Here is a 14841-nt window from a genome sequence, read left to right on the forward strand (position 1 = left end):
TGGTTTAATAGATTATGAGTCTATCAATTTTAGCCAGCCTCCAGTGAAATAGTTCACTTTACTTTTGAACAAGACTGCTTTTTTCTTCTGCAATTTTTTTATTTAATTCTGCTAAATATACCTCTTCATCAATTGGAAGCTCTACTTCTTTTCCTAACCAGCTTGATAGATGGATCGCGTTTGCTAGGGCAACACCGTGGATTCCGTCGCTTCCAGGTGCGATTAATGGTGTGCCATCAATGATATTGGCCGCAAAGTTTTCCAAAACAGCGAAATGCTGCGCGCCCCACACACTTTCAAATTCAAGCTCTTCTTTTGTGTATATATCAGATACATCGCCGCCCATGAAAATTTTCATCACATCCTGCATGCTCATCGAAGCGCTCATTTCAGATTCAGGCTTATGAAGACGTTTGATCGTAATTTTTTTGCTGTCTTCAACAATAATCTTTCCTTTATCTCCTAAAATTTCAAAACGATCTGTACCAAGCACGTCATGTGTCGCAGTAATAAATACACCTGTTGCGCCATTACCGTAATCAAGCAATGTTGTTACTTCATCCTCAACAGCGATATTTCGTTGATAACCATATTTAACATTTGAATACACTTTTTTAGGCATCCCGCAAATCCATTGCAGCAAATCAATTTGATGTGGTGCTTGGTTTACAAGGACACCACCGCCCTCACCTTCCCAAGTTGCCCGCCATGCACTTTGATCATAGTAACCTTGTGGTCTCCACCATGTTGTAATAATCCAGTTTGTACGGCGTATCGCCCCGATTTCACCTTTATCAATAAGCTCTTTTAATGTTTGATAAAGCGGATTTGTGCGCTGGTTAAAGAAGATAGCAAATGTTAATTCTGATTTTGATGCTGCAAATTCATTTAATTCTTTTACCTGTTTTGTATAAACACCAGCTGGTTTTTCAACCAATGCATGAATGTCTCTTTTTAACGCTTCTATTCCCATTTCTGGGTGCAGGTAATGCGGCACCGTTGTCACCACTGCGTCAATATGACCGCTCTCAAGCATATCGATATAATTATCATAAAAAGGAACATCCGGATACTTCTCTGCACATAGTTTCTTTTTAGCTGGATCAATGTCACAAATGGCGCCAATCTCCATGTTGTTTACTTTTCCTTCTGAAATAAATTCAGCATAAGTTCCACCTTGAGCACCAAACCCAATAATACCTAATCTCACTTTTTTCATGATTATTTCTCCTCACTTTCTATTCTTTCAATAATGTCGAGCAGAGCTTCATATTGAAGTTTATATCCGCCTGCACCATCAAGTCCTTTATTATCCCTAATCACTTCTTTGGCATCTTCAAGCTCTAAATCTTTTAAAGAGTCAAAGAGGACAAGATGCGGCTCTAGTGTTAAAAAGCCTTTGTAACCGGTTTTAATAAACTGTGAAAGAAGCTCTGGTATTTTTCCTTCTCCAGTTCCGCAAACAACATTTTGACTATCCGTTGAAACAGCATCTTTAATATGAAGATAAACAATCTCATTTCTTAATAGATAATAACAGCTTTGAGTATCTTCCCCGCACTGTACGAAGTTAGCGAAGTCAAAAATCCCTTTAAAGTTTGGCGAATTTACCTCTGTTAAGATTTCATAACAGCGTCTTGCAATATCGCCGTAGATATCTTTTTCATTTTCGTGCACTAAAATCACATTGTATGCTTGTGCAATTTCAGCAAATTGTTTCAATTTACTAATAACTTCATCTTTATAATGATCCGGATTTTCTCCCTTTGGAATATAAAAGCTGAAAATACGAATATAGTTACATGTTAATTCATTAGCAATTTGACAAAGCGTGTCCAACATTTCTTTTTGTTCTTGAAAACTTTCTTCATCATTAATAAAAATCTTACCGATCGGTGATCCAATTGAGGATACACTTACACCATATTGAGCTAATCGCGGTTGGACGTTTTCTTTAATTTCTTCTAAGGAAAAATCTCCAATATTCTTCCCGTCAATACCGCGCAGTGAAATGTAATTCATCCCAAGCTTTGATACTACTTCAAGCTGGGTATTAAAATCAGATGAAATTTCATCTGAGAATCCAGAAATCTTTAAATCCCTATTCATTAATTCAAAATCCTCCTTCAGCATACTTATTTACATATTTTCAAGACGTAAACGACGATACTCTTTTGCAGTCATGCCTACTTTTTCCCGAAAATAGCGGCTAAAATGAGCAGCGCTTTCAAACCCGCATTCGAAAGCAATATGATGTAAAGGCTTATCTGGCTCCATTTCAAGAGAATATTTAACTTGTGTTAACCGACAGGCCATCACATATTCCATAACCGTAAATCCTGTCATTTCCTTAAATACATGTGAAACATAAGATTTACTTAAATTAAGCGCTTCCGAAATAAACGATAACGTCAATTTTTCACTATAATTATGCTGAATGTAAGCCGCAATATTTTCAGCATGCTTTATTTTTTCTGTTTTTTGATTTGGAATTTTTATAGATGTTATTTGGCCCAAGCGATGAACACTAATTAATACTTGCAGGAGCAGTACTTTCATTTCTGTTTCTCGATGCAGATTTTCTAGTTGGGATGATCTACTTACTTCAGCGAGACGACAAATCAATTCTTCCAGCCGTTTTGATTCACCATTTTCATTCGTTCGAATTAAACAATGATGCAGTTTTTGAAAAGCTTCGATTAAATATAGACTATCTAATTCAACAAGAAGGCCTTTAATCCACTGCGGTGAAAAGTGAACAACACTTCGAATGTATTCACTATTTGGGTGAACGTTTGGCTTATGAAGCGTTAAACCATCCATCAACAAAAGATCACCCGGTTCTAAATCATAAATTTGATTATGAATTAAGTAGCGGCACGAACCAGCGTGAAAGAAATAAATTTCATATTCCTGATGTGAATGAAAATCAAAAGAGTATTCACCCTCTCCCTGCAGCCGGTAATTTACAAGCAAGGTGTCATTCAAATGACTCAATCCCTCCAATGAAACTATTATTAGTTTATAATAAAGAAGCATTAATTTCGTTACCTGAAACTGTCTATAATTTATTAAAAATTGACTGAGAGTGCTTTCGTATAAATGAGCTTTTCGAAATAATAGTTGTACTTCATTTCAATTCTCATACCTTTATAACGTTTTTGTATATGACTAAAATGAAAAAGTGACTCTTATATGATGAGTTTTTATAAAAATTCATCATATAAGAGTCACAATTTCCTTATCTAAGTTAATAATTAATTATTTCGCTTTTTTGTCAGATGTTGGATTGATTGAAATTTGATTTTTTTCAGCAAGCATTTGTTTTACTTCAGATATTTCAGCTTGAATTTGTGCCATATATTGATCATCAAGCTTATAAAATTTCATTGAAATTAACGTTGCAATCCAGCCAAGCATTGGTATTCCTAACATAAAGAATAAAGACATCGCAAATAAACTAGGTGTTAACGGTGTATCAACTTCTGGAAAGACTGTTTTAAATCCAATCATTGCGAGCATTAACCCTACAATTGTAGCTGCTAAAGATGAAATCATTTTATCAACAAACGAAAAAATTGTGCCAATCATCCCTGGTACATAACGACCGGTAATATGTGTTTCATAATCAGAAGTATCCGCTATCATTGGAATAACTAAATTAGTTGTAAGGCCCATAAATGAAAGGCCTAATGTATAAAGTATTAGAAAAGCCATTGTTGTCATTCCTAAATTTGATAATGAAATGACTGTCGGATCATTAATCACTAGGAAGAAAACAAGCAGCAGCGTAAAGGACAATAATGCTCCCCATGTTGCTCCAACAAACGTCTTTTTCAATCCTTTTTTTCGCGCAAAACCAACGCCTAAATAAGTGAAAATTAATGTAGGAATAATTGTAATCATCGATACAGTGCCGCTTAACGCATAATCACCTAATAAAATCCCGAAAAACATCACAGGTACAGCAGGCTGTCTTTGAACAGTTGATGCCAGTTTATCTGTTGCAGCTGCAATAACAAGCATTTGAAGAGGACGGTTTCTCTTAATAACCGGCCAATAATCACGCAAGCTTGTCTTCACCGATTTTTGCGCAAATCCGAAATATTCTGTTCGATCTTTTTCCCATAAAGCGATTACAGAAAGAGCGGTAAAAATCGCTCCTAAAATAATGATTACTGTCGTAAATTCACTAAAAAACCCTTCATTAAATCCGCCATATTTTGGCTGTAAATAGGACGCAACATAAAACTGGCCGCCTACAAATAAAATCGTATTGTATGTTGCATCAAATGCAGAGAAAATTGGACGCTGCTTTGGATCGTTTGTCAAAACCGTTTGAGCGGCTTTCGTACAAGCAGTCTGAAAAGTATACCCAATAATATGAATCGCATACATTAAAATAAAAAATGGAAGACGGAATGACTCTGGAAGTTGGTGTGTAACATGAAACAATAGAAGAACGGATACGATTAGAATAACATTTCCAAGAATCATAAATGGTCTAAATTTACCAAATTTCGTATTTGTTTTATCAATAATAAATCCAATTAGTGGATCTGTAAATCCATCTAATAAGCGCATTGCTGTTAATATAGCGCTAACCGTAACAACAGCTACTCCTGCAACACCTGTCGCGTAATACGAAATAAAAAACATGGCGAAAAAATAAAGATTACTTGCCGTGTTATTTAGAGCGAAAAAACCTATCTGCCATGTTTTTGATCTGTGTATGAAATCATTTTTTACTGGTTGTGCTGTCGACATACTATCGCCTCTTTCCTATTAAAATGTCACTTTTTATTAATCCAATCTTTAAAATGTTTACACCCATCTTGTTGAAAACGATATTATATTTCTTTTATTAGGTTTCCTTGTTTAAGTTTTTTTATCATATTAAGTATACGATTTCACAACAATGCTGTATGACCCCTCTCTTTCTCCTTTCATAAGTAAACCTTTTCAAAAAACAAGTATGAAATGTAATAGTAATTTTCTTGCTTTTATTAATTTGTTTACAAAACTAACTAATAGAACTTAGATTAACACCCCTTTTCTATTTCGTCAACAGGTGCTTTAATTTGTCATTGTCGCTCCCAATACTTACTTTTTATATCATAGAAGGAAAGAAAGCGTGTTATACCTCTTTCCCCCCTTAAATTCCTTTTGATCCTCTACTTTTCAATCATTTTTATTTTTCATGTATTGAGAAGGTGTTAATAATGTAAACTTTTTGAAAACCCTGCTAAAATAATTCAAGTCATTAAACCCAACCATAAAGGCAATGTCAGTAATCGATATATTTCCTCGTTGTAAATACAATTTTGCCTCTTCCACTCTTTTTTTATTAATATAATCAATCATAGTCATATCTGTATCTTGTTTAAATTTACGGGAAAGATGTGAAGCATTGACATGTAAGTGTGCTGCAATCTCATTCAATGTTAATGGATTTTCTAGATTATACTCAATATAATCAACAGCCTTTTTTACAAGAGAACTATAATGACGTGTAGAAAATTGTTGTACAGCATCACAATATTCATTCATTATCACTGTAACTAAATTTTTTAAATGCGGTAAATTCGGGGCTCTTTCAATTAAAATCGCAAATTTTTCTGAAATCTTATCAATATAAGCAGGATGAATGCCTCCTTTTTCTGCGGCTAACCTGCACAACGTATTTAGTACTAATAATAAGTTTTTAGCAGATCGGATCGGACTTTCTGGGATACGATCCGAAATGTTTATGATACTGTTTGCTTCTTTTGAAATACGCTCTACTTCCTCTTTATCTCCTTTTGAAATGGCGTTCATTAATTTTTTTTCATAGTGATATCTAATTTCAATTATATCTTTACTATCTGCAATATCTTTTTTTAACTGCTCTTTGTTTATGCTTGTTTGACTAATTTCAGAAGTAATTAATTGTGAATCAATATGCTTGTTAGAACACATATTAACAAGAAGATCACCGATACTGTTTGAATCATTGCTGCTTACAACTAATAAAGCTTTATAAAATTCTTGAAGCTGCTTACGTTCACTAATAGGAAGCTTGTTTTTAGAAATTACATCACTTATAAATTCAACGCTGGGTAAAGTTGAAAGAAAAGGACCCATTATAATAGAGCCGTAAAAAGCTTGATTTTTCCATATCCCTGCTGCCACATACTCAAGGCCATAAGAATTGATATAGTAATAATAGCTGTAGGGAACATTTTTTCTTAACGTATCATTTATTGCCGTAAACTCATGATTAAGATGTTTTAATACTGCCGGGAGAGTATGACTAACAATCTGCAAAACAGCCTTTCCATCTCTATTGATTAAACGAACGTCCATTTTCGTTATAGTACTCAATATATTACATATTTTATTAAAATCTTTAAGATCAACTTGTAATTTTTCAGCCATAAAATCATCTTTCTCCCTCTTTGTTTTTTCTTATGCTTATTTTAATTTTAACAAAAAGCAATATATGTACTAATTAGGTCAACATAGTACGATCTTTAATAGTACTACTATAATATAATCAAATTAAGCTTTCAAACAAACTTTACTAATTAAACTTGCAACCGCTTCATAAGCGAAAATATAACCTAGGAGGAGAACAATGAGAAAACTAATTAATATTAATACTTCATGGAAATTTAGTAAGCAAAATGAAGAAAACGCAAAAAACAAAACGTTTAACGACGAAAATTGGGAAAACGTTAATGTTCCTCATACATGGAATGCAATTGACGGCGCTAACGGATTTGATTTTTATAAAGGTGCCTGCTGGTATCGAAAAGAGTTTTCTATTGATACGTTAGAACAAGGAAATAAAGTATTTATTGAGTTTCAAGGTTCTAATAGTGTGACAGATGTGTATGTAAACGGTCAGCATATGGGCCAGCACCGCGGCGGCTATTCTACGTTTCGATTTGATATTAGCGATGTTGTTGAAATTGGTGCAAAAAATACGCTTTCAGTAAAAGTGGACAATACAGTTGTTGAGGATGTGTATCCTCAAATAGCCGATTTTACATTTTTCGGCGGAATTTATCGTGATGTAAACCTTGTGATTGCAAATACTGTTCATTTTGATTTAATGGATTACGGCTCGCAAGGTGTTTATATTATTCAAGATAAAGTAAATGAAGAAAAAGCTTCGTTAACAATTAAATCTAAACTTGTAAATGATCGTGAAGAAGAAACAAAAGTAAGAGTTTGGGCAGATATTTTAGATGCAGAAGGTCAGCCTGCCGCCTATGCAGCAAAAGAAGTTGTGCTCGCTGCAGGAGAAAAAGTGGATGTGGAAATGCCGGTTGTAATCAACAATCCGACATTATGGAACGGCAGAAAAAATGCGTATATGTACGAAGCGAACGTTTCTTTACAAAGCTTTAACGATACAGTGGACGAGCTGTCCATTCCTTTTGGAGTTCGATACTTTAAAGTGGATCCTGAAAAAGGCTTTTTCTTAAATGGCGAACATTTACGATTAAATGGCGTCTCAAGACACCAAGATCGTAAAGACATGGGCTGGGCAATTACAAAAAAAGAGCATGATGAAGATATGGAGCTAATTAAAGACGTTGGCGCTACTTCGATCCGCTTAGCACACTATCAGCATGATCAATATTTTTATGATTTATGTGATAAAGAAGGAATGGTCATTTGGGCTGAAATTCCGTTTATTTCGGTTATGTCAAAAACAGAGCTTGAAGGAATTAACGCAAAACAGCAGATGATCGAATTAATTCGCCAAAACTTTAACCATCCATCCATTATGTTTTGGGGTGTGCAAAATGAAATTCAAATCGGTGGTGACACACCAGCGCTTCGAAAGCTTGTAAAAGAATTAAATGAGTTAACGAAAAAAGAAGATCCAACTCGTTTAACAACAATGGCAAACGTGATGTTCGTTCCGGATGACGACGAATACAACTATACAACTGATACGGTCGGCTACAACAAATACTATGGCTGGTATCAAGGAAAAGCTGAAGATTTTGCGCCATGGCTTGATGGATTCCATAAGAAAAACCCGAACGTAAGCTTATGTATTTCAGAATACGGAGCAGAAGGAATTATTCAATACCATACGAATGATCCAAAAGTAAAAGATTATACAGAAGAATATCATACATTGTATCATGAAAAAGTTTGGAACATTTTTGCAGAGCGTCCGTTCCTTTGGGCAACATATGTATGGAATATGTTTGACTTCGGTGCAAATATCCGTGATGAAGGCGGCGTAAAAGGGCGCAATAACAAAGGCTTAATTACGTACGATCGCAAAATTAAAAAAGATGCTTTTTATATGTATAAAGCAAATTGGTCTGATGAAAAATTTGTTCATATTACAAGCAAACGCTTTGTCGACCGCGCTGACCGTACGATTTCAGTTAAAGCATACTCAAACTGTGAAGAATTAACGCTTTATGTAAACGGTAAAGAATATGAAACAAAAACAGGTTCGAAAGCTTTTACGTTTGAAAATGTTGAATTACAAGACGGCATTAATGAAATTAAAGTTGCGGCAAAACAAGATGGTGTGGAATTGCAAGATACTGCTTTCTTTAATAAAGTTGCTGAACCGAACAAAAGCTATGAAGCACCTGAAGAAGGTAAAGGCGGTGTTGTTGCGAACTGGTTCCAAATGCCGGAGCTTGGTGATGTGGAAGTTGAAGAAATTGAAATTACCGACGACGTTTATTCAACACGCAGCACATTTGGAGAACTAGTGGAAAATGATGAAACAAACGCCATTCTTGAAAAATATTTAGGGAACTTCTCAGAGCACCCAATGTTCGGCATGGCCCAAGCAATGACGATCGATATGATTGCTTCCATGGCAGATGATTTATTTGATGAAAAATTAATGTACTCTCTAAATAAAGAATTAACAAAAATTAAAAAAGCATAAATATCTATAAATGCTAACGAAGAAAGAGGCTAGTTAGAAGGAATTCCTTTTAACCAGCCTCTTTCGCTCTCATTTAGACTATTATAAAAATAAAAAAGGAGAGTACTAGTTTCCTCTCCTTTTAAGCTCTATTTACTAGTTTATTTATTAGCGTAATGTTTTTAATGCGCCGCTCCAAGCGTTTACTTGATCAAGCATTGCCTGAACATTATCAAGATGCAGGTCAGCCGGCTTGAAGACAGTTCCATTTTCAAAGTCTGTAAATAATGATAGTGTTGGATGAACACGAACGTCTGCAACCTGCAGTTCACCTAAAATGCCGCGTAAATGTTCAGCAGCGCGCGCTCCCCCTGTTGAACCGTAACTTACAATACCTGCTGCTTTATTGTTCCACTCGTCGCGTGCTAAATCAAGCGCATTTTTTAAAGCACCTGTGATGCTGTGGTTGTATTCCTGCACAATAAAAACAAATCCATCAAGACTTGCAAGCTTTTCAGACCAAGCTTTTAAGCCAGGTTCTTCCCCAGTTCCTTCTCCTAAAAACGGTAAGTTAAAGTCTGCAATATCAACGATTTCATAATCTGCATCATTTCGTTTGTCTGCAATACCTTTTACCCATTCTCCTACTTGCGGACTTACGCGGCCTTGACGAGTACTACCTAAAATAATCCCAATTTTTAAATTTGCCATCTTTTCTTCCTCCTTAGTTGGTTTTCCAAATAATTTTTCTAAAAAACCCATGTTGCGCACCACCAATCAGTTTCATTGTATATAAGATGAAAAATCATCATACAATCTTATTTACTTGTTGCTTTTCTAACAATTGGAGCAATTTCCGCAGCTAACAGCTCGATTCCTTGAGCGACTTTCTTAAACGGTAATCCTCCTATATCAATTTGAGCGATGAAACGCTGATGACCAAACAGTTCATATTGACGAAGAATTTTCTCGACAATTTGCTGTGGACTCCCTACGAACAATGCCGTCTCCGGTCCTGTCATTTGTTCAAAGTCTGCTTTTGACATGCTAAAATTCATGCCGCGCTGCTTGTTCACATATGACCAATAATTAGAATAGTAAGGATAAAATTCATCCTTCGCTTGCTGGGTTGTTTTAGCAATATATCCATGACCGGTAATACCTATCTTAAGATTTTCCAAGTCATGTCCTGCCTCAACACCCGTTTTACGATATAAATCAACTAACGGCTTAAAACGGGCTGGATCTCCCCCTAAAATGGCAATTGCCATTCCAACACCTAATCTTCCTGCACGGGCGGCACTTTCTAATGTACCGCCAACACCAACCCAAATTGGCAATTTCTCCTGTACAGGTCTGGGGGCAATTTCAGCATTATTTAATGAAGAGCGAAAGTGACCATTCCAGGAAACGAATTCGTTTTCATTAAGCTTTAAAAACAAATCAATATTTTCTGAAAACAAGGTATCATAGTCATCTGTGTTGTATCCGAAAAGCGGAAACGATTCTATAAACGCTCCTCGACCGGCAATGATTTCTGCGCGTCCGTCTGAAATTAAATCCAATGTTGCAAAATCTTCAAACAAACGAACAGGATCAATCGTGCTTAACACGGTTGTCGCACTTGTTAGCTTTATGCGTTTCGTTGCTTGAGCTACTGCTGCTAAAACAACAGCAGGTGAAGAGACTGCATAATCCAAACGGTGATGTTCCCCTACACCAAAAACATCAAGTCCTGCCTCATCAGCAAGCTTTGCCGCATTGATAATGTCTTTTAATCGCTGACCGGCACTAATCGTTTTTCCATTATGAGGATCTACTCCTATATCACCAAGTGTGTAGAGACCAATTTCTATTCCTTTATTTTTAACTTCTTTATCTTTCTGCATTGAGATTTATCCCCCAGTAAAGATGTTAACCATCTAAAAATTTATTTATCTTAGTGCCGGATGACTCATATTTTTTATATTTGCAGCAGCTCATACCACTATATTTATTAAAGTTATTTACTTTATGTAAGTTATTTTACTTTATATACTTCTTTTTGTAAAGTAGATAAACAAAAAAAATTCAAAAATAAGGGAAGCACTTGAAAGATATACTTATTATTGAAAAACACTTTTCAAGCACTTTCCCTCATGCATCAATGAGCAGTTAGAAATACTTTGCGATATCTTTTGCTAATCTTTCATATTTTTGATAGATTGATGCATACTTTTCATGGTTTTTCTCGTTAGGTACAATTGGAGCTCCCATTGGAATATTTCGTTTTATTTCTTCAAAGGATTCCACTTTCTTTAAACCTACCAGCGCTGTCCATGCCGCTCCCCATGCTGCGCTGTGATGACTTTCTGAAACATATACTTCTTTTCCAAACATATCAGCAAGAATTTGCAGCCATAAAGGTGATCGTGATAATCCGCCGTTCACATAAATCTTTTCCGGTTCACCGGCTAACTTTTCTAACGCTTGTCCAATTTGATAAAGATTAAAGGTAATGCCTTCTAAGACAGCACGAACAAAATGTTCCTTTTTATGGGTAACCGTCATGCCGTAAAAATTTCCTTTTGCTTGCTGATTCCAAAGCGGCGCTCTTTCACCATTAATATAAGGAAGAAACAGCATTCCCTCTGCTCCCGGTGCCACACTCTCTGCTTCAGCCGTAAATTCATCAAAGCTTCCTTCATAGTTCAAAAGATCTTTCAACCACTGCAGGGCAATACCACCATTATTTGTTGGTCCGCCAACAATCGAATACTCATCGGTAAAAGTATAGCAAAACGTTTCTTGGCTGCCGCTCACTTGAAATCCTTTTGTAAATTGGCGAATCGCGCCGCTCGTTCCAGCAGTTAAAGCGACCTCTCCTTTTGATATAGCGCCAATTCCTAAGTTCGCTAACTGTCCATCAGCTGCTCCTATTACAAAAGGAACATCATGAGAAATTCCCATCCTTTCAGCGACCTCTTTATTAATTTGAGGTAAAATTTCTGTCGGAGGTACAACTTTTGACAGCTGCTCACTCTTAATGCCGACAAGATTTAAAATGTCTTCATCCCAATCTAATGTCTTGGCGTTAAATAAACCTGAAGCGGCAGCCATTGAATAATCAATAACGCGCTGATTAAACCATTTTAGAAGAACATATTCTTTAATGGATAAAAAATAGTTGGCTTGTACATAAGGCTCATATTCCGTTTCTTTCATCCATAACAGTTTTGATAATGGTGACATCGGGTGGTTTGGCAAACCCGTTTTTGAATAAATTTCATATCCTTTTTCTTTCTTTAACTGCTCTGCCTGCTCAAGACTTCTGCCATCGGCCCAAATAAGAGCTTGAGACAGCGGTTCCCCTTTTTCATCTACACAAAGCAGTGAATGCATCGCTGAAGAAAAGCCGACTGCTGTTATTTCATCCTTTTGAATACCTGCTTTTTCTACAGCCGCTTTAACAGCTTGAACAGAAAATTGTTCGATTTCAATAGGATTTTGCTCTACCCATCCCTGCTCCGGATAGTCAGAGGGTATTAATTTTTCCGCTTCTGCAATTACACTGCCGTTTAAATTAAAAACGACTGCCTTCACACTTGTTGTTCCTATATCAACGCCGATCACAAATTCCTTGGCCATCATTTCATCTTCCTTTTCATTAAAATAGTTTTTTCTAAGCTGTCGGGATATTTGTTACAAAGAAAAAGCCTTGGAGACCTCCCCAAGCCTTTTTCTTTCTCTGTAAAAGAACGTTTATTAATACTGCTTTCTTTCCAATTAGATTGTCATGCTGCCAAAGCCGCCGTCTACGCGGATAAGCGCTCCTGTTACAAAGCTTGACGCTTTATCTGATGCAAGCCAAACAGCTGCTCCTTGTAATTCTTCCGCTTCACCAAAACGATTCATTGGTGTATGGTTCATAATGGACTGAATTCTTTCTTCACTTAATATTTTGCGGTTTTGCTCTGCCGGGAAGAAGCCTGGAATAATTGCATTAACACGAATGCCGTGCGGCGCAAATTCGCGCGCTAAAAATTGCGTCATGCTGTTAACGCCCGCTTTTGATACGGAATACGTAAATACTTTTGATAATGGCGTTGTCGAAGAAACGGATGAAATATTAATAATGCTTCCTTTTGTACCTTTATCAATCATTTTCTTTGCAAACACTTGATTTAAGACTACAAGTCCCTTTAAGTTAACATCCATAATGTCATCCCATTCGTCCATATCAAGCTCAAAAAATGGTGTTGCACTGTTTTTACCTGGTGCATTTAAAAGAATTTCAAAACTTCCTGACCACTTTTCAATTTCATTTGCCACATTTTCAATTGATTCGCGTGAGCTAACATCTGCTTGAAACGCTTTTGCACTTCCACCTTCTGCTTCAATTTCTTGTACAACTTGCTCTGCTTTTTCAAGGTTTCGTCCAACGATTGCAACTCTTGCTCCATGTGCTGCCAATCCTTTACAAATCGATGATCCTAATACACTGTTTCCGCCAATTGCCACTGCTGTTTTTCCAGTTAAATCAAATAAGTTCCCCATTTTATTTCCTCCTCTAAGTTTTGCTAAATATGCCGAATCGTAATTACTTGAAATTTAGTTCAAATCCTTTAATCCCCATTAAAGGATGCTAATTTCATGCCCCTTCTTACGTTTCTTTCTTTATGCTAAGTTTCCGTTCTCATTAAATTCCATTTCTTTCAGTTCTGAAATCTGTTCTAGATTTTCATGCTCGATAACATGTTCAAGCAGTGCTTCAGATACTTCAATTTCACTAATTTCTAACGTGTTTTTAATGCGGACCATTTTTACTTTTGTAAAATCTAAAATATTGCACGTTTTGATTGCCGCTTGAATCGCTTGATGATCATTTGGCAGCGTTGTGGCGATTTTTGTCGGCGCTACTACAGTTGACGTTAAGCCATTTGCATAAGTAAATTCTAAATTCATTTTGTCGACAAGACGCTGTGTAGTAAAATCAGCTGTCCCAACACCATTTGCATTTCCTTCTGTTTCCGGTGTTAAATCAAGTACAACCATTTTATTTACCTCTGGGCCGCCGTGAGCGTATGGTGTCGGATAACGTCCTGTAATATTCGGATCCATGCCGTCTCCACTAATGTTTTTTCCGATTTCATCAATAACAAGAACGTCGATTTGGTCAAAGAAAATCTTTGGCAGCAGCTGCTTTGCTTGAGCCTGTAAAGCTGGTTCTTTTTCTTCCACTTCTTCCGCTGCAAGTACTTCAACTTTGGCAACTTTATCAAATGCATTTTCAAGCGTTGCAAAGCCGAATAAAATCGGTGTTTTTTCCATCATCATTTTAGCCATGGCCGGTACGTTTTCCGCCATATATTTAAAACCGAGCTGATGGCAAGCTTCCGCACCTTTTTGCTTCCCTAAACCGATGCTGATCATTTTCATAATGCCGCTTTCGACTTGTCCGCGAAAGGCCGTATGAGGTTTAATCCGATTAATAACAACAATTCCGTCTGCTTTTGACGCATATTTATCGATATAAACAGGTAAGCCGTTCTCCAGTTGACCAAGCTTTATAACTTCCATCGAAGAGCGAATTTCAGCTTTTACACTTTCTTCTGTCACGCCAAGATGTGCTAATACTTCACGCTGCCCTTCAGCAGTCGCTCCGCCATGACTTCCCATGCTCGGTACAATAAAAGGCGTTGCTCCTAACTCTTTTAAAAACTGTACGGTTGCAGCGGTAATCTCTACAAGACGATCCATTCCGCGGCTGCCGACTGCAATTGCAATTTCCATACCCGGCTTTACTTTTTGCTGAATCGCATCCCGCTTTAGCTTTTCTGTTACCGCTTCTGTCACATTTTCAATTTTCGTATCATCAAAATGCTGTTTTACTTTTACCATCTTCGGTAAAGGAATATCTTTTAATAAATCTTGGAGAATACCCATAAGCTATTTTCCGCTCCTTT

Annotated in this window: 11 protein-coding genes; 1 reads left to right on the forward strand and 10 read right to left on the reverse strand. The window is 36.5% G+C overall.

Annotated features, from left to right (window positions below):
• Positions 1 to 58: 58 nt before the first annotated feature.
• The 5 genes from DS031_RS07645 to DS031_RS07665 form a co-directional block, all read right to left on the reverse strand.
• Complete coding sequence (locus DS031_RS07645; protein ID WP_181833062.1) at positions 59 to 1219, reverse strand: Gfo/Idh/MocA family protein; 1161 nt, start codon at positions 1217 to 1219, stop codon at positions 59 to 61.
• Positions 1220 to 1221: 2 nt separating this feature from the next.
• On the reverse strand, positions 1222 to 2109 hold the full coding sequence (locus DS031_RS07650; RefSeq protein WP_113805348.1) for a sugar phosphate isomerase/epimerase family protein: 888 nt from the start codon (positions 2107 to 2109) through the stop codon (positions 1222 to 1224).
• 30 nt (positions 2110 to 2139) lie between these two features.
• Positions 2140 to 2988, reverse strand: a complete 849-nt coding sequence (locus DS031_RS07655; protein WP_181833063.1) for a helix-turn-helix transcriptional regulator — start codon at positions 2986 to 2988, stop codon at positions 2140 to 2142.
• Positions 2989 to 3261: 273 nt separating this feature from the next.
• Entirely contained in the window at positions 3262 to 4767 is a 1506-nt protein-coding gene (locus DS031_RS07660; protein WP_113805350.1) for an MFS transporter, read from the reverse strand.
• Positions 4768 to 5181: 414 nt separating this feature from the next.
• Positions 5182 to 6417, reverse strand: coding sequence for a helix-turn-helix domain-containing protein (locus tag DS031_RS07665; protein ID WP_113805351.1), 1236 nt, complete (start codon positions 6415 to 6417; stop codon positions 5182 to 5184).
• 199 nt (positions 6418 to 6616) lie between these two features.
• Here DS031_RS07665 and DS031_RS07670 point away from each other — a divergent pair, with 199 nt between their 5' ends.
• Positions 6617 to 8917, forward strand: a complete 2301-nt coding sequence (locus DS031_RS07670) for a glycoside hydrolase family 2 protein (RefSeq protein ID WP_113805352.1) — start codon at positions 6617 to 6619, stop codon at positions 8915 to 8917.
• A 147-nt stretch (positions 8918 to 9064) separates the two neighbouring features.
• On the opposite strand, the gene DS031_RS07675 is transcribed toward DS031_RS07670, so the two are convergent.
• From DS031_RS07675 to DS031_RS07695, 5 genes are all read right to left on the reverse strand, one after another.
• Positions 9065 to 9658, reverse strand: coding sequence for an NADPH-dependent FMN reductase (locus tag DS031_RS07675; protein WP_113805353.1), 594 nt, complete (start codon positions 9656 to 9658; stop codon positions 9065 to 9067).
• Positions 9659 to 9714: 56 nt separating this feature from the next.
• Positions 9715 to 10785 carry an LLM class flavin-dependent oxidoreductase gene (locus DS031_RS07680; RefSeq protein ID WP_113805354.1) on the reverse strand — a complete coding sequence of 357 codons (1071 nt, stop codon included), beginning with the start codon at positions 10783 to 10785 and terminating at the stop codon, positions 9715 to 9717.
• A 265-nt stretch (positions 10786 to 11050) separates the two neighbouring features.
• Positions 11051 to 12523, reverse strand: a complete 1473-nt coding sequence (locus DS031_RS07685) for a gluconokinase (RefSeq protein ID WP_113805355.1) — start codon at positions 12521 to 12523, stop codon at positions 11051 to 11053.
• Between the two features lie 138 nt (positions 12524 to 12661).
• On the reverse strand, positions 12662 to 13432 hold the full coding sequence (locus tag DS031_RS07690; RefSeq protein ID WP_113805356.1) for an SDR family oxidoreductase: 771 nt from the start codon (positions 13430 to 13432) through the stop codon (positions 12662 to 12664).
• Positions 13433 to 13552: 120 nt separating this feature from the next.
• On the reverse strand, positions 13553 to 14821 hold the full coding sequence (locus DS031_RS07695; RefSeq protein ID WP_113805357.1) for a nickel pincer cofactor-dependent isomerase, group 22: 1269 nt from the start codon (positions 14819 to 14821) through the stop codon (positions 13553 to 13555).
• Positions 14822 to 14841: the final 20 nt, after the last annotated feature.

Origin of the sequence: Bacillus taeanensis, assembly GCF_003318295.1 — a bacterium.
GTDB classification, from domain to species: Bacteria; Bacillota; Bacilli; order Bacillales; family UBA6769; genus Maribacillus; species Maribacillus taeanensis.

What these genes read in the sequence shown, in the direction of transcription:
- DS031_RS07665 (WP_113805351.1), bottom strand. Translation starts at nt 6,417, where the DNA reads ATGGCTGAAAAATTACAAGTTGATCTTAAAGATTTTAATAAAATATGT.
- DS031_RS07690 (WP_113805356.1), bottom strand. Translation starts at nt 13,432, where the DNA reads ATGGGGAACTTATTTGATTTAACTGGAAAAACAGCAGTGGCAATTGGC.
- DS031_RS07680 (WP_113805354.1), bottom strand. Translation starts at nt 10,785, where the DNA reads ATGCAGAAAGATAAAGAAGTTAAAAATAAAGGAATAGAAATTGGTCTC.
- DS031_RS07695 (WP_113805357.1), bottom strand. Translation starts at nt 14,821, where the DNA reads ATGGGTATTCTCCAAGATTTATTAAAAGATATTCCTTTACCGAAGATG.
- DS031_RS07660 (WP_113805350.1), bottom strand. Translation starts at nt 4,767, where the DNA reads ATGTCGACAGCACAACCAGTAAAAAATGATTTCATACACAGATCAAAA.
- DS031_RS07670 (WP_113805352.1), top strand. Translation starts at nt 6,617, where the DNA reads ATGAGAAAACTAATTAATATTAATACTTCATGGAAATTTAGTAAGCAA.
- DS031_RS07685 (WP_113805355.1), bottom strand. Translation starts at nt 12,523, where the DNA reads ATGGCCAAGGAATTTGTGATCGGCGTTGATATAGGAACAACAAGTGTG.
- DS031_RS07645 (WP_181833062.1), bottom strand. Translation starts at nt 1,219, where the DNA reads ATGAAAAAAGTGAGATTAGGTATTATTGGGTTTGGTGCTCAAGGTGGA.
- DS031_RS07650 (WP_113805348.1), bottom strand. Translation starts at nt 2,109, where the DNA reads ATGAATAGGGATTTAAAGATTTCTGGATTCTCAGATGAAATTTCATCT.
- DS031_RS07675 (WP_113805353.1), bottom strand. Translation starts at nt 9,658, where the DNA reads ATGGGTTTTTTAGAAAAATTATTTGGAAAACCAACTAAGGAGGAAGAA.